The sequence below is a fragment of the Mesorhizobium sp. WSM4847 genome, assembly GCF_055811335.1.
The window spans coordinates 195417-222228 of record NZ_JBVVPY010000009.1 but is presented as its reverse complement, the minus strand read 5'-3'; the positions used below and the strand labels follow the sequence as shown (position 1 = coordinate 222228).

The 26812-nt window shown below is 61.5% G+C and carries 26 protein-coding genes; 16 read left to right on the top strand and 10 right to left on the bottom strand.

The features are described from left to right. Positions 1–8 precede the first annotated feature (8 nt). Entirely contained in the window at positions 9–671 is a 663-nt protein-coding gene (locus AC0L28_RS15835) for a hypothetical protein (protein WP_236391751.1), read from the bottom strand. 208 nt (positions 672–879) lie between these two features. Between AC0L28_RS15835 and AC0L28_RS15830 the strand changes: the two genes are divergently transcribed. From AC0L28_RS15830 to AC0L28_RS15775, 12 genes are all read left to right on the top strand, one after another. Continuing rightward, entirely contained in the window at positions 880–2046 is a 1167-nt protein-coding gene (locus AC0L28_RS15830; RefSeq protein WP_473478560.1) for an FAD-dependent monooxygenase, read from the top strand. Between the two features lie 229 nt (positions 2047–2275). Continuing rightward, a complete protein-coding gene (locus tag AC0L28_RS15825; RefSeq protein ID WP_473478558.1) occupies positions 2276–4792 on the top strand; it encodes a heavy metal translocating P-type ATPase in 2517 nt (838 codons plus the stop codon). Positions 4793–4801: 9 nt separating this feature from the next. Further along, entirely contained in the window at positions 4802–5200 is a 399-nt protein-coding gene (gene cueR, locus AC0L28_RS15820) for a Cu(I)-responsive transcriptional regulator (protein ID WP_023798548.1), read from the top strand. Beyond that, positions 5197–5757, top strand: a complete 561-nt coding sequence (locus AC0L28_RS15815; protein WP_473478554.1) for a cytochrome c — start codon at positions 5197–5199, stop codon at positions 5755–5757. Before cueR ends, AC0L28_RS15815 begins: the two co-directional genes overlap by 4 nt. A gap of 66 nt (positions 5758–5823) precedes the next feature. Further along, a complete protein-coding gene (locus AC0L28_RS15810; RefSeq protein ID WP_473478552.1) occupies positions 5824–7827 on the top strand; it encodes a multicopper oxidase domain-containing protein in 2004 nt (667 codons plus the stop codon). Between the two features lie 26 nt (positions 7828–7853). Then, entirely contained in the window at positions 7854–8291 is a 438-nt protein-coding gene (locus AC0L28_RS15805; RefSeq protein ID WP_128168190.1) for a YqaA family protein, read from the top strand. A gap of 163 nt (positions 8292–8454) precedes the next feature. Further along, positions 8455–8820, top strand: coding sequence for a hypothetical protein (locus AC0L28_RS15800; RefSeq protein ID WP_473478550.1), 366 nt, complete (start codon positions 8455–8457; stop codon positions 8818–8820). A gap of 315 nt (positions 8821–9135) precedes the next feature. Further along, positions 9136–10593, top strand: coding sequence for a TolC family protein (locus AC0L28_RS15795; RefSeq protein ID WP_419693346.1), 1458 nt, complete (start codon positions 9136–9138; stop codon positions 10591–10593). A gap of 17 nt (positions 10594–10610) precedes the next feature. Next, complete coding sequence (locus tag AC0L28_RS15790; protein WP_473478547.1) at positions 10611–11969, top strand: multicopper oxidase family protein; 1359 nt, start codon at positions 10611–10613, stop codon at positions 11967–11969. Between the two features lie 43 nt (positions 11970–12012). Further along, positions 12013–12501 carry a cupredoxin domain-containing protein gene (locus tag AC0L28_RS15785; protein WP_128168194.1) on the top strand — a complete coding sequence of 163 codons (489 nt, stop codon included), beginning with the start codon at positions 12013–12015 and terminating at the stop codon, positions 12499–12501. 26 nt (positions 12502–12527) lie between these two features. Beyond that, positions 12528–12812: a copper-binding protein gene (locus AC0L28_RS15780; RefSeq protein WP_128168195.1), complete on the top strand. Its 285-nt coding sequence runs from the start codon at positions 12528–12530 to the stop codon at positions 12810–12812. 74 nt (positions 12813–12886) lie between these two features. Beyond that, positions 12887–14287 (top strand): adenylate/guanylate cyclase domain-containing protein, encoded by a 1401-nt coding sequence (locus tag AC0L28_RS15775; protein WP_473478543.1) that lies wholly within the window; start codon positions 12887–12889, stop codon positions 14285–14287. A 52-nt stretch (positions 14288–14339) separates the two neighbouring features. On the opposite strand, the gene AC0L28_RS15770 is transcribed toward AC0L28_RS15775, so the two are convergent. Beyond that, positions 14340–14708, bottom strand: a complete 369-nt coding sequence (locus AC0L28_RS15770) for a hypothetical protein (RefSeq protein WP_023798537.1) — start codon at positions 14706–14708, stop codon at positions 14340–14342. A gap of 176 nt (positions 14709–14884) precedes the next feature. Next, positions 14885–15151 (bottom strand): hypothetical protein, encoded by a 267-nt coding sequence (locus AC0L28_RS15765; protein ID WP_128168197.1) that lies wholly within the window; start codon positions 15149–15151, stop codon positions 14885–14887. Positions 15152–15393: 242 nt separating this feature from the next. On the opposite strand from AC0L28_RS15765, the gene AC0L28_RS15760 reads away from it, so the two are divergent. From AC0L28_RS15760 to AC0L28_RS15750, 3 genes are read left to right on the top strand one after another with little or no spacing between them, the layout of a single operon-like run. Continuing rightward, the gene (locus AC0L28_RS15760) at positions 15394–15795 is read left to right on the top strand and encodes a FixH family protein (RefSeq protein ID WP_473478541.1); all 402 of its coding nucleotides are present in this window, start codon (positions 15394–15396) and stop codon (positions 15793–15795) included. Beyond that, positions 15792–17240 (top strand): efflux RND transporter periplasmic adaptor subunit, encoded by a 1449-nt coding sequence (locus AC0L28_RS15755; protein ID WP_473478539.1) that lies wholly within the window; start codon positions 15792–15794, stop codon positions 17238–17240. Before AC0L28_RS15760 ends, AC0L28_RS15755 begins: the two co-directional genes overlap by 4 nt. Continuing rightward, positions 17237–20404, top strand: coding sequence for an efflux RND transporter permease subunit (locus tag AC0L28_RS15750; RefSeq protein WP_473478536.1), 3168 nt, complete (start codon positions 17237–17239; stop codon positions 20402–20404). Before AC0L28_RS15755 ends, AC0L28_RS15750 begins: the two co-directional genes overlap by 4 nt. A 178-nt stretch (positions 20405–20582) precedes the next feature. On the opposite strand, the gene AC0L28_RS15745 is transcribed toward AC0L28_RS15750, so the two are convergent. From AC0L28_RS15745 to AC0L28_RS15735, 3 genes are all read right to left on the bottom strand, one after another. Next, positions 20583–20915 (bottom strand): four-helix bundle copper-binding protein, encoded by a 333-nt coding sequence (locus tag AC0L28_RS15745; RefSeq protein ID WP_473478534.1) that lies wholly within the window; start codon positions 20913–20915, stop codon positions 20583–20585. A gap of 288 nt (positions 20916–21203) precedes the next feature. Next, the gene (locus AC0L28_RS15740; RefSeq protein WP_473478532.1) at positions 21204–21731 is read right to left on the bottom strand and encodes a hypothetical protein; all 528 of its coding nucleotides are present in this window, start codon (positions 21729–21731) and stop codon (positions 21204–21206) included. Beyond that, positions 21728–21907, bottom strand: coding sequence for a hypothetical protein (locus tag AC0L28_RS15735; protein ID WP_023798529.1), 180 nt, complete (start codon positions 21905–21907; stop codon positions 21728–21730). Before AC0L28_RS15735 ends, AC0L28_RS15740 begins: the two co-directional genes overlap by 4 nt. Before the next feature lie 123 nt (positions 21908–22030). Between AC0L28_RS15735 and AC0L28_RS15730 the strand changes: the two genes are divergently transcribed. Further along, complete coding sequence (locus AC0L28_RS15730; RefSeq protein WP_023798528.1) at positions 22031–22612, top strand: TetR/AcrR family transcriptional regulator; 582 nt, start codon at positions 22031–22033, stop codon at positions 22610–22612. A gap of 78 nt (positions 22613–22690) precedes the next feature. On the opposite strand, the gene AC0L28_RS15725 is transcribed toward AC0L28_RS15730, so the two are convergent. From AC0L28_RS15725 to AC0L28_RS15710, 4 genes are read right to left on the bottom strand one after another with little or no spacing between them, the layout of a single operon-like run. After that, entirely contained in the window at positions 22691–23434 is a 744-nt protein-coding gene (locus AC0L28_RS15725; protein ID WP_287363498.1) for an amino acid ABC transporter ATP-binding protein, read from the bottom strand. 55 nt (positions 23435–23489) lie between these two features. Then, positions 23490–24578 carry an amino acid ABC transporter permease gene (locus AC0L28_RS15720; RefSeq protein ID WP_473478530.1) on the bottom strand — a complete coding sequence of 363 codons (1089 nt, stop codon included), beginning with the start codon at positions 24576–24578 and terminating at the stop codon, positions 23490–23492. A 2-nt stretch (positions 24579–24580) separates the two neighbouring features. Then, on the bottom strand, positions 24581–25696 hold the full coding sequence (locus tag AC0L28_RS15715) for an amino acid ABC transporter permease (protein ID WP_473478528.1): 1116 nt from the start codon (positions 25694–25696) through the stop codon (positions 24581–24583). A gap of 60 nt (positions 25697–25756) precedes the next feature. After that, positions 25757–26791 (bottom strand): transporter substrate-binding domain-containing protein, encoded by a 1035-nt coding sequence (locus AC0L28_RS15710; RefSeq protein WP_473478525.1) that lies wholly within the window; start codon positions 26789–26791, stop codon positions 25757–25759. Positions 26792–26812: the final 21 nt, after the last annotated feature.

The following is a 26812-nucleotide window of genomic DNA, read 5'->3' as shown; positions in this document are numbered from 1 at the left end:
GAGCCGTGTCATCGAGCCAGTGGATAGGCCTGCGGCGACTTCCGATATGCCTCTTCACAACGCGGCGAACAAAACCATGGCCCTTCTGGGGCGGCCCGTCGATAGGATGCATACGGAGCATGCATCTTGCACACTGGATCGATCCAGGCCGGGTCAGGCGAGGGGGCAAGTTCGATCTCGTAAAGAGGGATTTCATCAGCTACCGACCGCAGCGCCACCTCTCCAAGATCCCGCACCAAGATGCCTTTGGCGGCAGCGGCGTCGGCAATGGGTTGAGTCGCAAGCAATTGACCGGGGGACGCAAGCGCAGCAATACGTGCCGCTATGTTGACGGTCGATCCAAACAGATCACCTGCCCTGCGGATGACCGGTCCATGGTTCAGCGCCGACCGGGTGAGCGGAAGGCGCGGTTCTTCCCGGCATGCCTGCAACAGCGTTCCAAGCGCCTGGATCGCTAACTCCGGCTCCGGAAACGAGAGCATCGCTTCATCCCCGATCCACTTGATCGGAGGCTCGTAGCCAGCAAGCGCCTCGCGGACCATGCTCTCGAAAATCTCGAGCACATCGATTGCCGCTGCATCTCCATAAACGTCCGCGATGGCGCTAAAGCCCGCAAGATCGATGAATGCCACCGTAGCCGAAGCGCCGACGGAACTCTGCGTCTGGCTCATATCCCTGTCCATGCGAAGTTATTTAGCGCCTGTAACACGGTTTCGCGAATCTCGGACGCGATCGTCAGAGCTCCAGGGCGTCGGTACGCCACACCGCAGACCTCCCTTCGAGTGAAATTGGAGAAGGCGTTAGCCGCCTGTTTCCTCGGGAACACTTTGGTCTCGCAAAGTGTTTTGCCGCGTGGCAAAGGCGAAAGGGAGCGTGAACATGCGCGCAGTCATCATTGGTGCAGGCATCGCCGGACTTGCAGTTGCCAGGGGCCTGCGACTCCTCGGATGGGAGACCGAGATTTACGAGCAGGCGAGCGAACTGAAACCTCTGGGTGCGGGTCTCAGTCTCAGCGCCAATGCGCTTCGTGCCCTTCGTACGCTCGGCCTATATGAATCGGTTGTGGCCGAGGCGCAGCCAATACACAGACTCGACCTTCTCGACGACAAGGGACAAGTTCTCCAATCCACGGATTTTCAGCGCTTCAGTCAGCTATATGGTCACCTCAGCATGGCCGTGCTGCACCGTGGCGATCTCCACAAGGCCCTTCTTTCGGAACTACCGCGTTCTGTCATCCGCACCGACATGGAATGCGTGGATGCACGGCAGGTTGGTGAGAATATTGCCCTGCGCTTCGCAAATGGGGAGATTGTGGAAAGCGAGCTGGTGCTCGCTTGCGATGGCATTCACTCCGCGGTTCGTAGGGCGCTGTTTCCGCAGTCGCGCGAGCATTTCGCCCGCTACACCTGCTGGCGCGCCATCGCGCCCGGTTTCCCGCAAGGAATGGACCCGACGCGTCTTACCGAAAGCTGGGGGGCCGGAAAACGCATCGGCCTGGCCGCGATCCCCGGCGAAAGGATCTACTGGTTTGCTTGCTGTGGCGCGAATCACCGGGACGACCCCAAGCTGGCTCAGGCCGATCTTGCAGAAGTGCAGGCGATGTTTTCCGGATTTCACCAGCCAGTCCCGGAGGTCCTTGATCGGACACCGGCGGACTCGCTGATCTGGACGGATATACTCGATCTCGATCCAATGCCCTCGTTTACGCACGGAAAGGCGGTTTTGCTTGGCGACGCCGCGCATGCGGTGACGCCCGATCTGGGACAAGGAGCCGGACTTGCGATCGAAGACGCGGCCGTTCTTGCAGCGTTGTTCGGGCGGCTTCCGACCGACCGGGCCATCCGCGAGTACGACAAGCGCCGTCTCAGCAGGGCACATAGGGTCGCGGCTGAATCGCGCCTCTATGCGAAAGTGGCGCAGTGGCAGAACCCGCTTGTCGTCCCGCTACGCAACTTGCTGGTAAAGAGCATACCGGAGCGTTTCATGGACCGGCAGCTCGAGGCGGTTCTCGATATCGATTTCGAGCCTGTCAGGAACGCCGCCTAGCGCCGGCGATTAAACGCACACCAATCGTCCAATTTTTCTTGTCGGCGGCATAGTGGCCAAGGCCCTGGCGGCAGGTGAAGGGGCGCCCATCTCATCCTGCGGCAGCCCACAGGGGGACACGCTGGCCATATCGCGGCGGAAGTAAGCGATCATTTTGCAGAAAGCCACTTGACCTTCCAGTAACTGGAAACCGTAGGTGGAAGGGGAGTTGCCCATTTAGGAGTGCCCCATGATCGACCGTCACGATGATGCCACCCACACCGACGCATCGCATGGCTCGTGCTGTTCCTCGCACGCGCCGGCCGCTGCCTCAATCGTCGTCACTCGCGATCCAGTGTGCGGCATGACAGTCGATCCAGCGGCGGGAAAGCCGTCAGCGACCTTGGGCGGCCACAGCTATCATTTCTGTTCGGAAGGCTGCCGGACCAAGTTCCAGAAGGAGCCAGAAGCCTTTCTGAATGCAACCGATCCGGTTTGCGGGATGAAAGTCGAGCGCTCCACGGCGAAGCATTTCGTGCGGCATGAGGGCAAGGGTTTTTACTTCTGCTCCGCCGGGTGCAAAGCCAAGTTCGAGGCCGATCCTCAGAAATATCTGAGCGGCCAGCCAGCGCCGGAGCCGATGCCGAAGGGCACGCAATATACTTGCCCGATGCATCCCGAGATTGTCCGCGACAAGCCCGGCTCCTGCCCGATCTGCGGCATGGCGCTGGAGCCGATGGGCGTGCCGACCGGCGACGAAGGTCCCAATCCGGAACTCGTCGACTTCACCCGCCGCTTTTGGGTAAGTGCCGTCCTGTCGATCCCGCTGCTTCTGATCACCATGGGACCGATGCTGGGCCTGCCGTTCCGCGACTGGCTCGGCGAACATCCGGCAGCCTGGATTGAGTTGGCGCTGGCGACCCCGGTGGTGCTCTGGGCGGCGATCCCCTTCTTCCATCGCGGCTGGGAGTCGATCGTCAACCGCAGTCCGAACATGTGGACGCTGATCTCGATCGGCGTCGGCACGGCCTATGTCTACAGCGTCGTGGCGACGTTATTCCCCAATCTCTTCCCGCACCAGTTTCGCGGCCACGGTGGCACGGTTCCGGTCTATTTCGAGGCAGCCGCAGTAATCGTCGCGCTGGTCTTTCTCGGCCAGGTGCTGGAGTTGAAGGCAAGGGAGCGCACCGGCTCGGCGATCCGCGCGCTTCTCGACTTGGCGCCGAAGACGGCCAGGCGAATTGCGGCGGACGGTTCGGAGGCAGACGTGCCGCTCGATGAAGTCAAGGCCGGCGAGCGGCTCCGCGTGCGGCCCGGCGACAGTGTGCCGGTCGACGGCACGGTGCTCGAAGGCCGCTCCTCGGTCGACGAATCGATGCTGAGCGGCGAACCTGTCCCCGTCGAGAAGACGCAAGGCGACTTTGTGACCGGCGGCACGCTCAACAAGAACGGAACGCTGGTCATGCGCGCCGAAAAGGTCGGCGCCGATACGATGCTGTCGCGCATCGTCGAAATGGTTGCCAAGGCGCAGCGCAGCAGAGCGCCCATCCAGGGACTTGCCGACCGCGTCTCCTATTACTTCGTGCCTACTGTCGTTCTGGTCGCCATCGTCGCCTTCATCGTCTGGGCCATCTATGGGCCTCAGCCGAGCATGGTCTTCGCCATCGTTTCGGCCGTCTCGGTGCTGATCATCGCCTGTCCCTGCGCGCTTGGGTTGGCGACGCCAATGTCGATTATGACCGCCACGGGACGCGGCGCGCAGGCTGGCGTGCTGATCAAGGAGGCCGAAGCGCTGGAGCGCTTCTCCAAGGTCGACACGCTGATCGTCGACAAGACCGGCACGCTGACCGAGGGCAAGCCCAAGTTGACCGACGTCGTCGGGTTCGATGGCTTTGACGAGGCCGAACTTCTCGGCCTTGCCGCCAGCCTAGAGAAGGGTTCGGAGCACCCGCTTGCCGAGGCGATCGTCGATGGCGCGCGGGAGCGCGGCGCGACCGTCGAAGACGCAGCGGATTTCGAGGCCGTCACGGGCAAGGGCGTCACGGGAACGGTCAAGGGCCGCGCCGTTTCGCTCGGCAATCAGGCGCTGATGGACGATCTGGGCATCGGCCTGGAGGTGGCGAAGGAGCGTGCCGACGCGCTGCGTTCCGACGGCAAGACGGTGATGTTCGTCGCGGCCGACGGCAGGCTTGCCGGTTTCGTCGCCGTGGCCGATCCGATCAAGGCGACGACGGTGGAAGCGATCCGCGCCCTGCACGACAGCGGGCTCAGGATCATTATGGCGACGGGCGACAACGAGCGCACAGCGAAAGCGGTGGCGGCGAAGCTCGGCATCGACGAGGTGCGCGCCGACATGCTGCCGGAGAGCAAGAAGGCGCTGATCGACGAACTGCATGCGAAGGGCGCGGGCGTCGCGATGGCCGGCGACGGCGTGAACGACGCACCGGCGCTGGCGGCGGCCGATGTCGGCATCGCGATGGGAACCGGCGCCGACGTGGCGGTCGAGAGCGCCGGCATCACGTTGGTCAAAGGCGACCTCAACGGCATCGTCCGGGCGCGGCGGCTGTCGCAGGCGACGATCCGCAATATCAAGCAGAACCTGTTCTTCGCCTTCGTCTACAACGCACTCGGCGTGCCGGTAGCGGCGGGCATCCTCTACCCGATCTTCGGCACGCTGCTGTCACCGATGATCGCGGCAGCGGCAATGAGCCTTTCGTCGGTTTCCGTGATCGGAAACGCGCTGCGACTTCGTTCCTTGAAGCTTTGAGGTCAGACCATGAACATAGGAACCGCCGCAGAAAAGTCCGGCCTGCCGCCAAAGACCATCCGATACTACGAAGACATCGGTCTTCTTAGGCCTGATCGTGCCGACAACGGGTACCGGGATTATTCGACGGCCGACGTCCATCGCCTGCGCTTCCTGCAGCGGTCCCGAAGTCTTGGCTTCTCTGTGGAGGAATGCCGACAACTCCTTTCGCTCTACCGCGACAAGGAGCGCGAGAGCGCGGATGTGAAGGCCATAGCGGAAGCCAAGCTCGCTGAAATCGACCGGAAACTGGCGGAACTCGCCGGACTGCGGGACATGCTTCGGCATCTCGCCGACCATTGCAACGGCGATGACCGACCTGATTGCCCGATCATCGACGGGCTTGCTGGACACGGCACGGTTCAGTGAGGCGCGTCCCCATCATTGCAGCAGTCCTTGTTACCGCCGGGATCGCCGCCGGGACGGCGCTCCCGAAGACAGCCGTCGCCCCAGTCGTCGCCGAGCGCCAAGCGTCGATGAAGGCGATGGCGAGCGCCGCCAAGACCATCTCCGAAATTTTTGCCGGCAAGGTGGCCTACGATGCCGCAGCCTTCAAGGCGGCAACCGAGACCATTCGCCGCCGGTCCGGAAGTGCCATGGTAGACGCATTTCCAGCGGACTCGCTTGGTGAACCCTCGGCCGCTAAGGCGGATATCGGTCAGTCCCAAGAAGAATTCGCCGCGCTCGCTCGCCATCTCGAAAGCCTGGCTGCGGCGCTGTCAGATGCGGCTGACGATGCGCCCGAAGGCATTACGGAAGCCATGAGGATGAAACCCGGAATGGCAATGGGCAGCAGCCTGCTCGGAAAACGGGTTGGCGGCGCGGCCGATTCCGATCCTTCGAAGATCCCAGCCGAACACGTATTCCATCTGATGCTGCAGAACTGCACGAACTGCCACGCCAAGTTCAGGGAGAAACGGCAGTAGGCAAGGCATCGACTTCACCCGATGCCGGACTAGGTGACATTGACGACAATCGACAGGAATCCTGCAATGTTCGTACAGCCCGTCGACTACTTCCTCGCAGTCTGGTTCGTTCTGGCGGGCCTGAGCACGGCCTATGTTGCGTGGGACCAGTTCCGCAACAACCCCGAACCCGTGGTGATGAAATGGGGTTTCATCCTGGTCACGCTTTATATGGGGCCGCTGGGACTGCTGATTTACGTGCTGGCCGACAAGGAGCCTCGGCCAGGCGAACACGAGGCGTTCACCAAGCCGCTCTGGAAGCAAGGCGTCGGCTCGACGATCCACTGTGTCGCCGGAGACGCCACCGGCATCATCCTCGCGGCGGCAATCACCGCCGCTCTTGGGCTGCCGATGTGGATCGATCTCATTGTCGAGTATGTTGCCGGATTCGCATTCGGCCTGTTCATCTTCCAGTCGCTGTTCATGAAATCGATGATGGGCGGCACCTACTGGGAGAATGTCCGCAAGAGCTTCATGCCGGAATTCATCAGCATGAATTTCATGATGGCGGGCATGGCGCCGATCATGAGCTTCCTGATGATGGGCAGCGACATGCGGGCCATGGAACCGACCGAGCTCCTGTTCTGGGGCGTGATGTCGTTCGGCGTGATCGTTGGATTCGTCACCGCATATCCCGCCAACATATGGATGGTGGCCCGTGGACTGAAGCACGGGCTGATGACCGAACGCGAACCGGAGCTCGACAAGGCAAGGGAAGGCAGGCGCGAGCACGCACATAGCGGCGCGAAAGCCGGGATGGTGGGGCAACACGCTTACGCGCGCCTCGATGAACATGCCAAGCCCAGACATGCCAACCCAGGCGGCAATCCCGGGCCTGGCCATCATGGATCCGGCCATGGCTCCTCCCACGGCGATGGGGGAGGAGGGTTGCGTGGTTCGCATGGCGGTCACAACGGTATGGAACCGGATGCAACTGTGCCGCAACTCGCGGCCTTCGGCGGCGTGTCCGTACTCGCGCTGGCGCTCGGCATGATCGCTCCGGCCAACTGGGTGAACCTCACCCTCAGCGCGCGAGACGTAGGCGGCGCCATCATGCCGCCCGGCATGATCATGGACCGCGACACGCCGGCTGCAGCGATGCTGGACATGGCCGCCGTGCATCCTCGCCTGATCACGGCCAGCCATGGCTTGGAGGTTCGCGGCGACCGGGAACTGGAAGCCAGGATGGAGAACGGGGTAAAGGTGTTCGACCTGGAAACCTCGGTCATCCGCTGGGCGATCTTGCCAGACGTGAAAGTCGACGCCTATGCGATCAACGGCCAGGTTCCCGGCCCACGGCTGCATATCCGGCAAGGCGACCGGGTGCGCATCAACGTCACGAATCGCCTGCCGGAGAGTACGACCATCCATTGGCACGGGTTGATCCTGCCGAACGAAATGGACGGCCCGGCCGAGATCACGCAGGAGCCGATCCCGCCCGGCGGCAGCTACCGATACGAATTTACGGCAGGCCAATCGGGAACCTACTTCTATCACTCGCATGACCATGTCGATCGCCAGCAGGCGCTCGGACTCTACGGTGCACTCATCATCGATCCCGCCAATCCCCAGGACGAGATTGCGGCAGACCACGACTATGTTATCCAGCTTCAGGAATGGCTGATGCGGGAGGGCCTGACTTTTCCGTCGATGCCGATGGACGGCGGGCAGCCGAATTATTTCACCATCAACGGCCGCGCCTATCCGTCGACGGACACGATCAGGATGAAGGTCGGCGAAACTCTGAAGGTGCGCTTCATCGGCACCAATAATGGGTTTATCCACCCTATGCACATCCACGGCGGTCCCTTCGAAGTTGTCGCCCGCGACGGCGAGACCATCCCGGCGTCGGCACGATTCCTTGCCGACACAGTCAACGTCGGACCAGGGCAACGCTACGATGTCGTCTGGCGGGCACGTCGGCCCGGAAAATGGCTGATCCATTGCCATATCGGGCATCATACGACCAACAACAATGTCGAAGAGAAGGGCGGTGGCGGACTGATGGTCGTAATCGATGTGCAACCCTGAAGCCCGCTCCGCAAGGCGAAACGTAGATGGATATCCTTGCCATCTACGGCGGCCTGTTTGCTCTTGCCTTCGCTGCGGCGACCATCCTCCCGGCGCAGTCGGAGGCCGCCCTTGCAGGGCTCCTCGCCATGGATTCGTTCTCGCCCGCAATGCTGGTTCTTGTCGCCAGCCTGGGCAACGTCCTGGGTTCTGTGGTGAACTGGGGTCTTGGTCGAGGGATCGAACGCTTCCGGGACAGGCCCTGGTTTCCGCTGCGTCCCGCGACGCTCAACCGCGCCACGAACTGGTATCGCCGTTATGGAAGGTGGTCGCTCCTGTTAAGCTGGATGCCGATCGTCGGCGATCCACTGACCATGGTCGCTGGGGTTTTGCGCGAGCCGCTATGGAGCTTTGTCGTAATCGTCGCCCTCGCGAAGGTTTCGCGTTATCTGGTTGTCGCCGGAGCGGTGCTGGGCCTGATGTAAAACCGAAATCGCGGACATCGCAGCAGGCGTTGCGTTCACTTTTTGGTTGCAATGCAACAAAGCGGCCGCGGCGACCTTGACAAATCAGACGAACAATTGTCGGAAGGGTGCGATGAGGACTCTTGGTCGAACTACGATCCTAGGAAGCATACCGCTCCGAGCAATGCTGGCGGTCCTGTTCCTGGTCGTGTCGGCTCTTCAGCCTGGTCTGTTCGCCGCAGCCAATGCCACGGGTTTTCATGCCGGGGCGGATATTCAGGCCGGGGTGGATCTCCAGGCCGAGACACCCGCACACGATATGGGCCATCACGGCGCAACGGCGGACGACGCGGACACGTCGGAGCATCATCACGGCGACAAGCAATCCTCTGACAAAACCTGCGAAGTCCATTGTGCACCGGCACATGCGGTGCCGGTCGAATGCCCTGACTTGGAGCATGTTGTCTCCCGCTGCTTTGCGTCGGTCGTTGCCGTGACTTTGCCGCTTGGCGAATACGCAGCGCTGATAAGGCCCCCCAAACACATCTGAACTGACGCGCCCTCTTCGGGCGTTCGCGCGCAGCGTCGGGAATCCGTTCCCGCGCGGCCAAACGCATACGTCATGCTTCAGGTCTACAATGAAAATCGCAAGCTCCGCGATGCTCGCATCGCTGTTAGTTACCGGATGTGCGGCGACCACGCCACCGGACATCCTTCCCACCTTCAATCCGGCCGATCCGGCAATGGGCGTCCGTGATGCGCACTACCATCCGGTCGTCGTCTATAGCCACCGGGAGCCAGTCGACCCGCAGAATTGGCGGCGTCTCAATGAAGAACGCTCCTCTGCGAACCCGGGAGCCGGATCATGAAGCGCCGGCCCCTGACCATAGCTGCGATGGTAACCATCCCGCTGATCGCTGCCGGATGCACGACAAGCGGGGCCCTTGATGGCATCTCAGCCCCCATGGCTGGTTTCACGACAGTCGCGGCACGTGCCGAATCCGTGACCGGCAAGAAAACCGTCTGGGTGCAATCCAGCGAGGAAGCGCGGACGGTTTCAGAGCGCGTGAAAAGCCTCGTCCAGAAGAAAACAATCGGTCCAGACACCGCGGTGCAGGTCGCCTTGCTCAACAACAAGGGCCTGCAGGCCGCCTACACCGAGATCGGCCTGTCGGCGGCCGACATGTGGCAGGAATCGATGCTCGTCAATCCGACGATCTCGATCGGCATGATCGGCGTCGATCCTGTGCGGACGATTGAAGGAGCGGTGGTCAGCAACATCCTTGCGCTGGCGACTCACAAGCGGCGCATCGCAGTCGCGGATGCACGTTTTCGTCAGGCCCAGCTCCGCGCCGCCGAAGAAACGTTACGACTGGCCGCGGACACGCGGCGGGCCTGGATCAACGCCGTCTCGGCCTGGGAGAGCGTTTCCTATCTGAGCAAGGCGCAAGCCGCCGCCGATGCTGCCTCCGAACTCGCTCAAAAACTTGGAGAGACGGGCGCCTTCACAAAGACCGGCCAAGCCCGCGAACACGTCTTCTATGCCGAGATCACCGGTCAGGCGGCGGAGGCGCGGCTCGCCGCCCGCACCGCCAAGGAAGAGCTCACCCGGCTGATGGGTCTATGGGGACCGGATGTCGATTACTCAGTCCCCAACATGCTTCCAGCCTTGCCCAAAGGCGCCAAGGCCAAACGCGCAATCGAGGCGGAGGCGCTAAGAAATCGCGTCGACCTTGAGATCGCGAAACTAGAGTTGGAAGCGCTGGCGAAATCCTACGGTCTGACCGAGGCGACGCGCTACGTCAGCGATCTGGAGTTACTTTCCGGTGTGGAGGTGGAACGCGAGGAGTCGGAGGAGGGTGCGACGGAAACGAGTGTCTCACCCACTCTCGAGCTCGAGTTCGTCATTCCGATTTTTGACACCGGCGAGGCACGCATGCGCAAGGCCGAGCTTGGTTACATGCAAGCCGCAAATCGGATGGCCGAAAAGGCGGTCAACATCCGGTCGGAGGCCAGATCCGCCTATGACGCCTACCGTTCGACTTACGACATTGCCCGGCACTATCGGAACAATGTCGTGCCGCTGCGAACAAAGATCGAGGCGGAGTCGCTCCTCACCTACAACGGCATGATCACCAACACGTTCGAGCTGCTGGCGGACACACGCGCGAAAATCAGCTCGATCATGCTTTCCCTCAACGCCAAGCGCAATTTCTGGCTGGCCGACGTCGACCTCGGGACCGCCATCCACGGTGGCGGCGCAGGCTCGCCCGGCGGCGGCGACGCACCGGCAGCAGCCGAAGCGGGCGCCGAAGGCCACTGAACCTCAAGGAGAAGAAAATGCTTTCAAGACGTCAGTTGCTTGGCGCGGGAGCCCTGCTCGCCGGCGCCACTGCATGGACCAAAACGTCCGCGATGGGGCTGCCCGACGCTGCAATCATGGAGTCCCCCGACATGCAGCCTCCGATCTTCCCGACGAGCGGACCGGACTACCAGCCGGTCGTGACGCTCAACGGCTGGACCCTTCCGCAGCGCATGAACAACGGCGTGAAGGAGTTCCATCTGGTGGCCGAGCCGGTCGAGCGCGAGATGTCGCCCGGCATGACTGCCTATCTCTGGGGCTACAACGGTCAATCTCCCGGCCCGACCATAGAGGCGGTCGAGGGCGATCGAGTCCGCATCTTCGTAACAAACAAGCTGCCGGAGCACACGACGATCCATTGGCACGGCATGATCCTGCCCAACGGCATGGACGGAGTGACCGGTCTAACCCAGCCCGGCATCCCGCCCGGCAAGACCTTCGTCTACGAGTTCGACCTCGTGAAGAGCGGCACATTCATGTACCACCCGCACGCCGACGAAATGGTCCAGATGGCCATGGGCATGATGGGCTTCTTCGTCATTCATCCCAAAGACCCGAAGTTCATGCGCGTGGACCGCGATTTCGTATTCCTGCTGAACGCCTTCGACATCGAACCGGGGTCGTACGTCCCGCGCATCATGGAGATGACGGATTTCAATCTCTGGGCATGGAACAGCCGCGTTTTTCCCGGAATCAGCCATCTTCCAGTGGCGAAAAACGACCGGGTCAGGGTCCGGGTGGGCAACCTGACCATGACCAATCATCCGATCCACATGCATGGCTACGATTTCGAGGTGACCTGCACCGATGGCGGCTGGGTCCGGCCGGAGGCGCGGTGGCCGGAGGTGTCGATCGACATCCCCGTCGGCGCCATGCGGGCATATGAGTTCGAAGCCAAATACGAGGGCGACTGGGCGATTCATTGCCATAAGTCGCACCACACAATGAACGCCATGGGCCACGACGTTCCCACGTTTATCGGCGTCGACAACTCGAAGGTCACCGACAAAATCCGCCGGGTCCAGCCCGAATACATGGCAATGGGTGACCGCGGCATGGCCGACATGGGCGAGATGGAGATGCCGCTTCCCGACAACACGATCCCGATGATGACCGGCTGGGGCCAATTCGGCGCCATCGAGATGGGCGGCATGTTCTCGGTCGTGAAGGTTCGCGAGGGCCTTGCCTCGAACGATTACGCCGATCCGGGATGGTACCAGCATCCGGAGGGAACCGTGGCTTACGAGTGGAAGGGGGATGTCCCCGCTCCGACGAAATCAGGCGACGCAAAAACGATGGCCCCGGCAGCGCACGGCGGTCACGGCAAACAGGGATGAGAAAGCGAAACCCCGCAACCTCAACAATGAGAGAAATTGCAGCATGAAACATATAATCGCAGCGGCCGTTTTGATGGCGGTCAGTTCGGGAACAGCTCTTGCCGGTGGAACCCACGCCGGAGGCCATGGCGACAAAGCCGCCACAATGCCGATCGGCAGCCCTGGTGAGGCTGGCAAGGCAGAGCGGACTGTCAACATCTCGATGTCGGAGAAAGACGACGGGAAGATGTTGTTCCAGCCGGCCGTGCTCAAGGTGAAGAAGGGCGAGACCGTTCGCCTGAAGTTCGTCAACAAGGGCCAGGTCGACCACGAATTCGTCATGGACGTCCATGAAGGGATCATGGAGCACAAGGCGCTGATGGAGAAATTCCCCGAGATGGAGCACGCAGATCCCAACTCGATCCGGCTGGCGCCCGGCGCCAGAGGCGAGATCATCTGGACGTTCGCCAACGCCGGCGAATTCGGCTTCGCCTGCCTGATCCCGGGTCACTACGATTCCGGCATGAAGGGCGATATCACCGTCGCCCACTAACCCCCAAAATCGCAAAGGAAGCAGTCATGAAGATATTGATAAGAGCATTCTCGACCCTCGCGCTCATGCTCGCCATCGGCGGGAGCGCGCTTGCGCAGGAATACGTGAAGGGCGAAGTCGTCAAGGTCGACGCCAGACAGAAGAAGCTGACGATCAAGCATGAGCCGCTGACCAATCTCGACATGCCCGCGATGACGATGGTGTTCGTCGTCGCGGAGGACGGCATGATCGAGAAGGTCAAAGCGGGTCAAGCAATCGAGTTTGCAGCCGACCGCGTCAACGGGCGCATGACTGTGATAGCGATCAAGTAAATGCACGCCATCCGCCGCGGGCTGTGAGCAACGGCCCGCGGCTTGCTTGCCAGCATTCCACAGACTGCTCGAGAATGAACGTGCTGCCTTGCATTCACACCGCCAACGTCAGGCAGCTGTTCATTAATTTGAACGAGATCGCCAGAAAGCTTCGCCGCGACCTGCGTATTCGCTTCATATCCCTTCGAATGGTGGCTGTAGTTGCAGCAGTCGCAATCACCCTTATCGGTAGCGCTGGCCGCGACTCGATAATCTACGCAGCCATAGCGGCAATCTACTTAATCGTCGTCACGTTCTTGACGGGAATGTTTCTGGCTTCCCGCTTGACGCGGCCGCTCACCTGCTTCGCGGTGCTGGATGCGATCTTCGTAGCTTGTGTGTTGTACGAGCACATACTCGGTACCCCGATCACCAGCGATCATGGCTTGACCACTGCAGGCCTGGTTATCCCGTTTATCCTTCTGAGCCATATCGGGATGAACCTGAGCGGTCGCCTAATCATCATCTTCTCGGCGATAGTCCTGACGGCCTGGGTGACAATGCTTGGCTTGATGGCTTTCCGCCACGAGATTGGCGAGCCTGGGACGTTCCTCGACGCGTTCTTCAACCTTGATCTCGGTCTGGCATTGAGCTTCGGGTTTGCCGCGATCTCGACCTGCCTTCTGGCGGTGGATCACAGCCAAACCCGCAGAAGGGCACTGAAGATAGATCGGTGGCGGCATAATCTGGCGCGTTTTTTCTCTCCTCTCGTGGTCGCGCACCTGCAGGAGGCGGGTAACGCCCTTGATTTGAAGCGGCGTCCCGCCGCGATCATGTTTGTCGACCTGCGGGACTTTACCAGCTACGCCGAGACGACCCCCGCTTCGCAACTGGCTGGTGTGCTGGCGGAGTATCGGCGATTGGTCGCAGGTACAATATTTGCGTTTGGCGGATCGGTCGACAAGTTCATCGGCGATGGCGTCATGGCGGTGTTTGGCCAGCCGACCGCTGCAGAGGACGACGCCGAGCGAGCTCTGGCCTGCGCGGTGGAACTGATTGCGCTCTTGAACGAATGGAAGCCGCTTAGCGACCCCGATGGGTCGGTCTTTCAGGTAGGCATAGGCCTTCACTACGGGACCATCATCGGCGGGGTGCTCGAGAGCGGTTACCATGACGAATTCACTGTCATCGGCGACGCTGTCAACGTCGCGGAGCGACTGGAATCGCTGACCAAGGAGCTCGGCGCTTCGCTCGTCGTCTCTTCGGCGCTGTTGACCCAGACGCAAAAAGGCACCCTGACAGGGCCCTGGATATGGAAGAACGCGGTTGCGCTGAGCGGCCGCCGATTCCCGATAGACCTGGCCTATCTTCCTCGTGAAATGTATCTTGCCTCGACCGATGCTGGCGCCGTCCGGATATCCGGAAATCGGCAATGGCGCGGCGAGAAACCTTCGGGCACGGCAGCATCCGTCCGGCAACCTGAGTCACCAAGTTGACGGCGGGCCTGAACGGAACCGCGCCCTGGCTGGCGCTGATTCATCGAAGGTTTCACGACGAAGGTACAGCGCAGAACGCTGTCCAGAGATCTTGCTTCCAATCCCTGCGTTGCGGGTCGCGCAGGGCAGCACCTACCGGGTACTTGCGCGTGCCAATGCTGACATAGGCCGGTGCCGCGCACCGTATCCGTGCATGGTGGCTTCCGCGATCCACATATTTGATCGCACCTTTCGCGTCGGTCTCGACCAGACCGATAGCCACCTCAAAGTCATACTCTTTCTCATGAAAGACAGTATCGTTCACGACGCTAAGCTGGACCGACGTCGCATCAGGAAAATGAGCAGTGTAGAAGATCAGTTGCTCCGCCGCCGTCAAGGGCGTAGCCGCCAACACGCCGGCAACAAATGCAATGGCGCGCATTTCGTCCTCCCGAGGACTGAGGAGAAGACTATCATCTCTTGCATCGATATTCGAATCGAATTTATGTTCCTGGTCGCGGGCCAGGCGACGCCGATTGCTTGCGCGTCATATGCTGTCAGGCCGTGCAGGCGACGCGTGTGCATGGTTTCACAAGAAGGTCACAAATCCCGGAAACACTATCGCGCGGTGGCTTCCTGTGCCAAAATGTGATCGATGACGAATTCGTTCGGTTTCGGAAGGGTGCTCTTGCTGCTGGCCGTATTCGGGCTGGCCTTTGCACCTTTGGGAGCTTCGTCTTCGAACGCTGCTGTCGCCGGGCCGACATTGTCCATCATGCAGGACGACATGCCTTGCTGCCCGGACGGCAAGCCAATGGTGCCGGAGTGCGCCAAGGATTGTCCGTTGGCCGTTTTGTGCGTGTCGGGGTTGGTCAGCGCCTCCATTGCCGGAACGCTCTCCTTCCTTCTCCTTGCGCCGGTCGGAGACGACTTCCTGAACCGCCGAGACCTGATCCTACCCTCGCTTATCGGGGAACCGCCCCCGAGACCACCCAAAGCCTGACTGGCAAATAGGCGCGTTTAGCGCCGGGACCCGTGCGAACAATGCCGCACGGACCGTTCGCATGGCGTTTGTCATGCTCACGCCGTGCGCAAGCGCGGGACACTGTCAGTCGGAAACATCGATCATGAAGTCGAAACTCGTATTTCGCACCGCGATGCTTGCGCTTGCATCCGTCATTGTCGCTTCCCAAGCGGCCAAAGCAGCGCAAGAGGACTACGAATTCCAGCTCGTTGAGAACGAGATCAAGGAAGGGGGCGGCGCCGTCGTCGCCGTCAGGCTCCTCGACAAGAGGACAGGCGCTCCGGTGAACAACGCTGTCGTATTCGCCACCAGAATGGACATGGCTCCGGACGGAATGGAGACGATGACCGCGCCGGTCGAGGCGCTGCCGCCCGAAGAACTCGGCATCCATCGCTTCAAAACTAACCTCATCATGGCGGGAGGCTGGCGCTTCTCGATCGCTGCGAAGGTCCAGGGCGAGAGCGAAACGGTCGAGCGCCGCCTGGAATTCAAGGCCGTCCAATGAATAAGCTCGGCTCATTCCTGACCCTCGCCGTATCGGCGGCCGGGGCGGGCGCCGGCGGATACTCGGCCGGACAACAAGATCTGTCCGTCTCGGACGTCGTGCAAATGATTGAGACGACCATCCGGCGCCCGCTCGACGCGGGACCGAAGCCGACGACTGCCGATCCGACTCCCTCTGGTCCCGTCATCTACTACCGCCATCCCGACGGAGATCCCGCCTATTCGTCGACGCCAAAGCGCACCGAAGATGGCCGGGATTTCGTCGCGGTCCTGGCGAGCGAAGACGTTAGCTTCGAGGTTCGACCCGAGATGAAAGCAGGCGGCGAAGCGGTGGCGCCGAGCGACCGGAAGATCCTTTACTACCGAAACCCTATGGGACTGCCAGACACCTCGCAGACACCCAAGAAAGACTCCATGGGAATGGACTACATCCCCGTCTTCGACGGCGAGGCGGATGACGGGTCGACCGTCAAGGTATCGGCAGGGAAGCTGCAACGCACAGGCGTGAAGACAGCGCTTGCCACCAAAGGCGCGATTGTGCGCCCGGTCCGTGTTCCCGGCACAGTCACGCTGGACGAACGCCGCGTGAGCGTCGTGTCGATCCGCACCGAGGCGTTCCTCGAGGAGGTGGCGGCCATCACCACAGGAGATGTAGTCGAGCAGGGTCAGCCGCTCGTGCGCTTTTATGCCAAAGAAATCGCCGCAGCCGGGGCGCTCTACGCTGCTGACCTGAAAAGCGGTGGCGGACGCAAAGCCGCCACCGGAAGTTTCCAACGCCTCGAAAATCTCGCCGTCCCGGTCGAGGCGATCGAGGAAATCGAGAAGACGAAGAAAGTGCCGATATCGGTCACGCTGACGGCCCCCCGAAGCGGCGTCGTCCTCGAACGGATGGCCGTCGACGGGATGATGGCCAACCCAGGAGAAACGCTGTTCCGGATTGCCGATGTGTCCGTCGTTTGGGTAGTGGCGGACGTGCCGGAATACGAGTTGAGCTCGGTTCGGGTCGGGGACAAGGCAGCTGTGCGCATTCGCAGCCTGCCGGGCAAGGTGTTCGAGGGCACGGTTAGCCTGATCTATCCCGAAATCCAGGGCCAGACGCGCACCGCGCGGCTGCGCATCGAGCTGCCCAATCCCGATCGGCTGCTAATGGCGAACATGTATGCCGAGGTCGAGGTCGCCACCGGCGCGACCGAGCCGGTCGTGACGGTTCCTGACGGTGCCGTCATCGACACGGGCGCGCGCCAGATCGTGATCGTCGACAAGGGTGACGGCCGCTTTGAGCCGCGCGACGTGAAGATCGGCCTGCGCGGCGAACGCATGACCGAAATCATGGAGGGCATCGTCGAGGGCGAACGCATCGTCGTCTCGGCGAACTTCCTGATCGATGCCGAAAGCAATTTGAAAGCAGCCCTCAGCGCTCTGACGCCTGCGGAGGCGCAGCCGTGATCGCGAATCTCATCGCCTGGTCGGCCCGCAATCTTGTTCTTGTCTTCTTTGGCACGACGCTCGCAGCTGCCGCAGGGATTTATGCGGTCCGGACCTTGCCGCTCGACGCCATACCGGATCTCTCCGACGTCCAGGTCATCGTCTTCACCGATCATCCGGGCCAAGCTCCGCAGGTGGTCGAAGATCAAGTCACCTATCCGCTGACGACCTCAATGCTCACCGTTCCAAGATCCAAGGTGGTCAGGGGCTTCTCCTTCTTCGGTGTGTCCTTCGTCTACGTGATCTTCGAAGACGGCACCGATCCCTATTGGGCGCGAAGCCGAGTGCTCGAATATCTGAACGCGGCCGCCAGCCGTCTGCCCGATGGCGTCTCCCCGGCGCTCGGACCGGACGCGACGGGCGTCGGCTGGGTTTACCAATACGCCGTCGTTGCCAAGGAATTGTCGCTCGCGGAACTCCGCTCCCTGCAGGACTGGGTCGTGCGCTTCGCAGTCTCGAAGGCGGACGGCGTGTCCGAGGTCGCGAGCGTCGGCGGCTTCGTCAAGCAATACTCGATCGTGGTCGATCCGGCGCGAATGCGGGCCCAGGGTGTGACGCTTTCGGAGATCGGCGAAGCGGTCCGCACCAGCAATATGGACACGGGCGGGCGCACGGTTGAGATTTCCGAGTTCGAGTTCATGGTGCGTGGACGTGGCTACCTGAAGAGTGTGTCCGACATCGAAAGCATCGTGTTGAAGTCGGTCAGCGGCGTACCGCTGCGATTGGGTGACGTCGCCAAGGTCGAGATCGTGCCTGACGAACGGCGCGGCATCGCCGAGCTCAACGGCGAGGGGGAGGTTGCGAGCGGCATCGTGCTGCAGCGGGTCGGCGCCAATGCGCTGACCGTCATCGAGAACGCCAAGGAGAGCCTGGCCGAGATCGAAAAGAGCCTTCCAGGCGGGGCCGAGATAATGCCGGTCTACGATCGGTCGGAACTCATCGACGCTGCGATCGAGACTTTGAAGTCGACGCTGGTGGAAGAGAGCATTGTGGTCGCCCTCGTCACCATCGTCTTTCTGCTTCATGTGAGAAGCGCATTGGTCGCCATCATCATGTTGCCCGTCTGCATCCTGATGGCCTTTGCCGCTATGAAGCTGCTTGGTCTCGGCTCCAACATCATGAGCCTGGGCGGCATCGCGATCGCCATCGGCGCGATGATCGACGCGGCGATCGTCATGATCGAGAACGCCCACAAGCACCTGGAACGCGCGCCTCCTGGCAAGCCCCGCATCGAGGTGTTGATCAAGGCTGCAGCCGAGGTAGGCCCAGCGCTGTTCTTCAGCCTTCTCATCATCACCGTCTCGTTTCTGCCGATCTTCACGCTAGAAAGCCAGGAAGGCCGTCTGTTCGGTCCGCTCGCCTTCACCAAGACCTTCGCCATGGCGGCGGCCGCGCTGCTCTCGGTGACGCTGGTGCCGGCCCTGATGGTGATGCTCGTGCGCGGCCGCATCGTGCCAGAGCACAGAAATCCGCTCAACAGGCTGCTTATCGGGCTCTACCGGCCGATCATCGCCGGCGTGCTGAGGGCAAAGACGTTCACGATCCTGCTCGCGATTGCCGCCCTTGCTGTGACCGTCTGGCCGGCGCGCCAGCTCGGCAGCGAGTTCATGCCGAGTCTCGACGAAGGAACGCTGATGTACATGCCGACGACGCTGCCGGGCCTGTCCGTCACGAAAGCCGCCGAACTGATGCAGATGCAGGATCGGATCATCAAGTCATTCCCTGAGGTAGAGTCTGTCTTCGGCAAGGCGGGCCGGGCACAGACCGCGACCGACCCCGCGCCGACAGAGATGTTCGAAACGATAATCAACCTGAAACCGAAGTCGGAATGGCGGCCCGGAGTCACATCGGAAGGTCTGAAAACCGAGATGGACGCCGCGCTGCAGTTTCCAGGTGTTTCAAATGCCTGGACCATGCCGATCCGCGCCCGCATCGACATGCTGTCGACGGGCATACGCACGCCCGTTGGGGTCAAGGTCTACGGCACCGATCTCGCTCAAATGGAAAATGTCGCGCGCCAGATCGAGGCGGTACTGAGGGCCGTGCCCGGCACGTCCAGCGCCTATGCCGAGCGGGTGATCGGAGGTTACTATCTCGATATCGTTCCCGACCGGACCGCCCTCGGCCGCTATGGGCTGTCGGTCGGTGACGTGCAGGATGTGATCTCCATGGCGCTCGGCGCAAAGGTCATCACGTCAACTGTCGAGGGCCGTGAACGTTATGGCGTTGCGATCCGCTATCCACGCGCCCTCAGAAGCGATCCCGGCGCGATCGCCCGCGATGTGCAGATCGCGCTGCCTGGCGGCGGCTTCGTGCCCCTCGGGGAAGTCGCCAAGGTCGAACTCACGCGCGGCGCGACCTCGATCCGCACCGAGAACGGACAACTTGCAGTCTACATCTTCGTCGACATCGCCGGCCGTGATCTCGGCGGCTATGTTGGTGAGGCGCAACAGGCGGTCGCCGCAGAAGTAAAACTGCCGCCAGGTTATTTGGTCGCCTGGAGCGGGCAGTTCGAATATCTCGAACGTGCCCAGGCGCGGCTGAAGATCGTCGTCCCGCTAACGCTCGCGCTCATCTTCCTGCTGCTCTACCTCAACTTCCGCGCGCTGACCGAGACGCTGATCGTCATGCTGTCGCTGCCATTCGCAATCGTCGGCGGCATTTGGATGATGTGGTGGCTGGGCTTCAACATGTCGGTCGCGGTCGCGGTGGGCTTCATTGCGCTCGCTGGTGTGGCCGCCGAAACTGGGGTCATCATGCTGATCTACCTCGACAACGCGTGGAGCGAAGCGAGGGCCAGATGTGCGGCCGAGAAGCGGAGTTTGACTAGGATCGATCTCAACGAGGCGATCATGGTCGGTGCAGTGGAACGGGTGCGCCCGAAGATGATGACCGTCGTCGCCATCATGGCGGGCCTCCTGCCGATCCTGTGGAGCACGGGAACCGGATCGGAGGTCATGCAGCGCATCGCCGTCCCCATGATCGGCGGCATGATTTCTTCGACGATCCTGACGCTCGTCGTGATTCCCGCCGTCTACGGCATCGTCAAGGGCTGGCGGTTGCAGATCCGGAGTGCGGTCGAGGAGCCAATAGCAGACTTTCGGGTGAAGTTGGCCGCGGAATAAGGGCGAAAAATGATGGATCAGATGATGTCGGGCGGAATGTGGGGAATGGGCTTGGCAGGCTTCATCCTCCTCGTCCTTGTCGCGCTGGCAATCGCCGTCTTGGTCAAGTTCGTGTTCTTCAGATGACATTCGCAGTAGCGAGGGCGCGCGGTCTGAACCGGGCGCCCTCTGATGAGATCTACGCCGCCATTTTCCGGCAACTCTCTGCACAGCGACGGCAGGTGTCTACGCATTCCTGCATGTCACCGAGACGCTCGCAGTCATCAGCACATTCGTTGCAGATCTCCGCGCATTCGCCGCAGGTATGCTTGTGGTGCTCGGAACCGATGAGCATGAAATGCGCCGACGTCCGGCAGATCTCGGCGCACGCCATCATCAACGTGAAGTGTTGTTTTTCGGTGTGTTGACCGCCCAGTTCCAGGCAGTGGCCCATCGCGGTCGAAAGGCACACGGAATAGCAGCGCAGGCATTCGTCGATGCAGCTTTTCATTTCGGGGCTAAGGTGATGCATGGGGGTGTCCTTTCTTCGATTCGAGGAGCGCGCTACAGGCGCCTCCTAACGATCACTTTGCGTTGGTTCTCAAGCCACTGCTTGAACTCGGCGATTTGGGAAATTGATGGTCGTGGTCCAGCGCGTTGGCGCTCCAGACAGAAGCAAACCGACAGCGAAGCAGATGAAAAAAGCTGCCTTCGCCCGCCGAAGTATCCGCAAGAGTGCAATGCATGACATGCTGCGTAACGGAAGCGCGAAAACTTTGTTCCGATGCGGCGGGCGCGGGTGTCGACGGAGCGGCTGCTTCTAACGCTGCGGAGCCGTCGACCCCTCATGCTGCTTCCGCCACCCGTACGGGGTCAGGCCCCGCGGCTTGTATAGCGACAGCGCCGCAGGCACGAGCAACACGAGCAGCCCTCCCGCGGCGTGGATCACAGGTGATATCCTCAGTTCCCGAAGATCAACCCTGGTAAACGTCGTCTCTGCTGCGATGTCTGACAGATAGCCAATCAGATTCAGCTGAAGCAGCAGGACGACGGTGACAAGAATATTCAGCAGAAGCTTCGCCACGACCCAGTAGTGCCGGAACAGGCCCCAATTGGTGCCCAGCGACACGACAAGCCCGGTGACCAATGAGGCGAGAACCAACGGGACGATGACATACCAGGCGGTCAACTCCATCGCGAGATAGGCTGCGCGCACCATCTGCGAATCCTTGGCTGCCAGGCCGGCGACGGCGAGAGCCAGGAAGCCTGCGACTGCGCCGAGCGTGCCGACAGAGGACGTGACATGCGCGGTGAGGGCTAACTTGCGAACGCCGGGTGCCATAATCATCGTTGTTGCACGCCGGTTTCTGTAACGCCGGACGACGGCATGTGCCGGCCGGGACCGTGGGGCCCGCCGATACCGGTGAAGACCACAGCGACAACCAGCAGGACCAGAATGATCGCGACGATCCCCGACACTTTCACCCAGCGCGGTGCGCCGGGGTAGGGGGGCAGGTCGGCCATGTCCGTTCCTCTATCGTCTGTATCGACATATAATGGCGCTCGACTTTATCGAGACGCAATGTCTATATCAAGCCACGATGTCTCTTATCTCGACAAAGCTGCCACGTCAGGTATGTTGGGGTGATGCCGAAGCTATGGAATGAAACCATCGATGCGCACCGTCGGGCGGTGCGCGATGCGACCCTCGATGCCACCGCGGCGCTGGTGGCCAAGCATGGACTGCTGTCGGTGACGATGTCACAGATCGCCGAGGAGACGGGAATCGGTCGTGCGACGCTGTACAAGTACTACCCCGACGTTGAAGCGATCCTCGTCGCCTGGCATGAACGTCAGGTCGCCGGCCACCTCGAACATCTGATTGCCATCCGGGATGAGGCTGGCACCGCTGGCGAGAAGCTCAAAGCTGTGCTCGAGGCCTACGCGTTCATTTCTCACGAGCACCACAGCACCGAACTCGCGGCGCGCCTGCATCGAGGCGAGCACGTCGCCCAGGCGCAGCAGCAGCTCAGCAATTTCATCCGGGACCTGCTCGCTGAGGGTGCAAAGACCGGCGGCTTCCGGGATGATGTCGCGCCCGGCGAGCTTGCAATCTTTTGCCTCCACGCTCTCGCAGCGGCCAGCAGCCTGCCATCCAAAGCAGCGGTCCGCCGGCTCGTTGCGGTCACTCTGGCCGGGTTGCGGCCTCTATGCGCCAGCCACAGGTGAACGTGGAGCCGTCATCACATTGCCTCACGCCACGCGCTCCATGCTGACCATACGCACGAGGAATTGCGTAGGAGTTAGCTAATGCAGGATCTGGGCCAGAAATAGCTTGCTGCGCTCGTGGTGCGGGCTCGAGAAGAACTCGGCCGGTGTGTTGATCTCGACGATTTCGCCCTGGTCCATGAAGACGACACGGTCGGCCACCTGTCGGGCGAAGCCCATCTCGTGGCTAACACACAACATGGTCATGCCCTCTTCGGCCAGCGAAACCATGGTGTCGAGCACTTCCTTGACCATTTCAGGGTCGAGCGCCGAGGTGGGCTCGTCGAACAGCATGATCTTCGGGCTCATGCAAAGCGAGCGCGCGATGGCCACCCGCTGCTGCTGGCCGCCTGAAAGCTGCCCGGGATATTTGTGCGCCTGATCCGGGATTTTCACGCGATCGAGATAGTGCATGGCGACCTGCTCGGCTTCCTTGCGGCGCATATTCCGCACCCAGATCGGCGCCAGCGTCAGGTTTTCCAAAATGGTCAGGTGCGGAAACAGATTGAAGTGCTGGAACACCATGCCGACATCGCGGCGGATTTCATCGATCTTGTTCAGGTCGCCGGTCAGTTCAATACCGTCCACGACGATGCGGCCCTGCTGGTGCTCTTCCAGTCTGTTGATGCAGCGGATCATGGTGGATTTGCCTGAACCAGACGGTCCGCAGATCACCAGTTTTTCACCGCGCTGGATGGTGAGATTTATATTTTTCAAGACGTGGAAGGCCCCGTACCACTTGTTCACGCCGACCATCTCGACGGCGGTGGGATCGTTTGTCATGGGCAGGGATGGAACGTGCCGGATGGCAGATACGGAAGTCGACATTGCAGCATTCCTAGTGAGCGGCCGGGCCCCGCCGCTCCAGGAAATCGGCGAAGCGGGCGAAGGAGAAGGACAGCGCAAAGAAGATCGCGCCAATGAAGAGAAAGGTCTCGGCGGCCGGCGACGGCCATTCGGGGTCGGCCAGTGCAGCCTTGCCTGAACTGATCAGGTCGAACAGCCCGATGACCAGGACAAGGCTCGTATTCTTGATCATAACGATGATGGTGTTGGCGAGCGCAGGGATCACCACCCGGATGGCTTGGGGCAGGATGACGAGACGTTGTGTGCGCCAAAAGGGCAGGCCGAGCGACGCTGCTGCCTCATACTGCCCGTTCGGGATGGCCTGCAGGCCGCCGCGGATCACTTCGGCGAGATAGGCAGCCGCGAAGATGGTGAGCGCGACAAGCGCGCGCACGAATTTGTCGGGCAGCAGCGCCTCGGGCAGGAACAGCGGCATCATGATCGACGCCACGAACAGGATGGACAGCAATGGCAGTCCACGCACGGATTCGATCAGCACCACCGCGCCGACCCGGACGGCCGGCAGCGTCGAGCGCCTAGCCAGCGCGAGCAGGATGCCGACCGGAAAGGCGATGCCGATGGCGACGACGGTCAAAATCAGCGTCACCGGCAGGCCGCCCCAGGATGAAGTCGGCACTTCGGCCAGTCCGAAGCCTCCCCCCATCAGCCAGAAGATCAAAGCGAACGCCGCCACCCAGAGCGCCAGCAGTCGTGACGTCCAGCTCGCCGGACGCACCGACCAGCCGAGCAGCGCCAGAATGAGCAGGCAAACAATGGCTGGGCGCCAGCGTTCGTCGAACGGATAGATGCCGAACAGAAGTTGACCGGATTTGGCATAAATGAAGCTCCAGCAGGCTCCAGTGGCCGCTCGGCAGGCATTCGGGTCGGGGTCGAAGAGCACCGCATCGATCACCAGCCAGCGCAGCACGGGCGGCACGGTGACGAACAGCAGCGCGGCGAACAGCAGCGTGAGCGCGGCGTTGAGCGGTGTGCCGAACAACAGCTTGGCTAGGCGCCGCAGGCCGGCGAACCGGAAATGGTCCGGCGTTGCCTCGGAGGACATGGGAAGAGACATGGCCATGGTCACCGCTCCACGATGGCGATGCGGCGGTTGTACCAGTTGGCCGCGCTCGACAGGGTAAGATTGAGGGCGAGATAGGCGCCGAGGATGATGAAGACGCCTTCGATCGAATGGCTGGATTTGCTGACGATGGTATTCATCACCGCGAGGAAGTCCGGGTAGCCGACGGCGATCGCCAGCGTCGAATTCTTGACGACATTGATGTACTGGCTGTTGAGCGGCGGGACGATCACCCGCAGCATCTGCGGGATGACAACCAGCCGCAGGATCTTGCCACGTGACAGGCCGAGAGAATGGCCGGCGTCCCACTGGCCACGACCGACCGACAAAACACCGCCGCGTACGATCTCGGCCACGAAACCGGTGGTGTAGATCGTGAGGCCGATGAGGATGGTGCTGAGCTCGGGCGTCAGTTCACCGCCGCCCTGGAAGTTCGAACCCGTGAAGACCGGGAAATCGACGGCGAAGGGAATATCGGCGAGCCACAGTCCCACGACGCCGGCAGCCAGGATCGCCGGCACAACCAAGGGCGGCAAGCGACCACTCCGGGCGAGACCGTAGCTGAGCGCGGCGAGCGTCAGGGCGAACAGGATGATCAGCGCGCCTGTCAGGCCGATGTCGATGCTGATGGCCGGCACGACGAAGCCGCGCATGGATGCGTAGACACCGGGCAGCGGATTCAGTGCTTCGCCGACCGGCGGCAGCACCTTCCACCACAACGAATAGAGGAAAATCAAAAGGACGATCGGCGGTGAGTTGCGGGCTATTTCAACCCAGACCCGGCAGGTACCCGCTGCCAGTGGATTGCTGCTCAGCCGGGTGATGCCGACGACGAGGCCAAGGGCGGAGGAGAAGAAGATGACAAGAGCGGAAATGAAGACCGTGTTGGCCAGCCCGACAACGATCGCCCAATAGTAGGGATCGCGCGATTTATAGGTGAGGATGGCCTCGGAAATGATGATCCTGGACGGCATCGTCAGGAAATCGAAGCCAATCGGGATACCGCGCGCCCTTAGATTGGCGAAGGTGGTCGAGACCAGCAGCGCAGCGAAAGCGATGACGGTCGTCACCAACACGCCTTGAATGATGATCGATCTGGTCTTGGCTTCGCTTAGCATACCGGCCTCGGTTCATCAGTTGAAGGGAGGGGCGCGCGCTCGGCACGCCCCGACCAAGGCTCAATCCCATGGGAAGGGATAGTTGAGACCGCCGTCTTTCCACAGCGCATTCATGCCGCGTTCGACCTTGAGCGTGCTGTCCTTGCCCAGGTTCCGGTCCCAGATTTCGGCATAATTGCCCATCTGCTTGATGACGTTGTAGGCCCATTTGTCGTCCAGCCCGAGCGGCGCGCCAAAGCCGGGCTCTTCGCCAAGCACCCGTTTGATCTCCGGATTGCCCGCAGCGAGCTTTTCATCGACGTTCTGCGCGGTGATGCCGTTCGCTTCGGCCCAGAACAGGGCGTTCATTGTCCAGCGCACCACGTCGAAGAGCTGGTCGTCGCCGCGCGCGACAGCCACGCCATTGGGTTCAGCGGCGTGGCCGACCTTGAGGATGTCGTAGTCGTCCGGATTCTTGGCCACCGAGGCACGCTGGCCTGCCGCGGCGGTGCCGTCGGTTACGTAGGAGTCGCAACGACCACCGAAGAAAGCGTCGCGCGCCTGAATGGTCGAGTCGTAGTAGACCTTCTTCATGGAAATCCCAAATTCGTCCTCGGTTTCCTCAATGGCCTTTTCGGTCAGGGAGCCGCCGCCCTGCAGGCAGACGGTCTTGCCGTCGAGCAGTTTCGGCTCAGTGATGTTGTCGGCCTTGCGCACCAGCACACCGTCCGTGTCGTAGAGGTTGATCCAGACGAAACGGACAACCGTATCCCGGGTAAATGTGATGGTGGATGTGCGCGACAGGATGTCGATCTCACCCGTCTGCAGTGCCGGGAAACGTTGGCCGGCGTTGAGCGGAACGTAGCGGATTTTGTCCTTGTCGCCGAGGATGGCGACCGCGAAAGTGCGGCAGATGTCGGAATCGAAACCGCGATAATAACCTCTCTCATCCGGTCGGGAGAGGCCCGGAACGCCCTGGCTAGCGCCGCAGCTGACATAACCGCGTTCCTTGATCTTGTTGACAACGGCCTGTGCCGCCACATCACTGATGCCGGAAACCACGCCGGCTAGCCCGATTGCCACACTGGCGAGCCACTTTAAACTTCTGCGTTTCATCTTCATTCCCCTTGTTGTTGA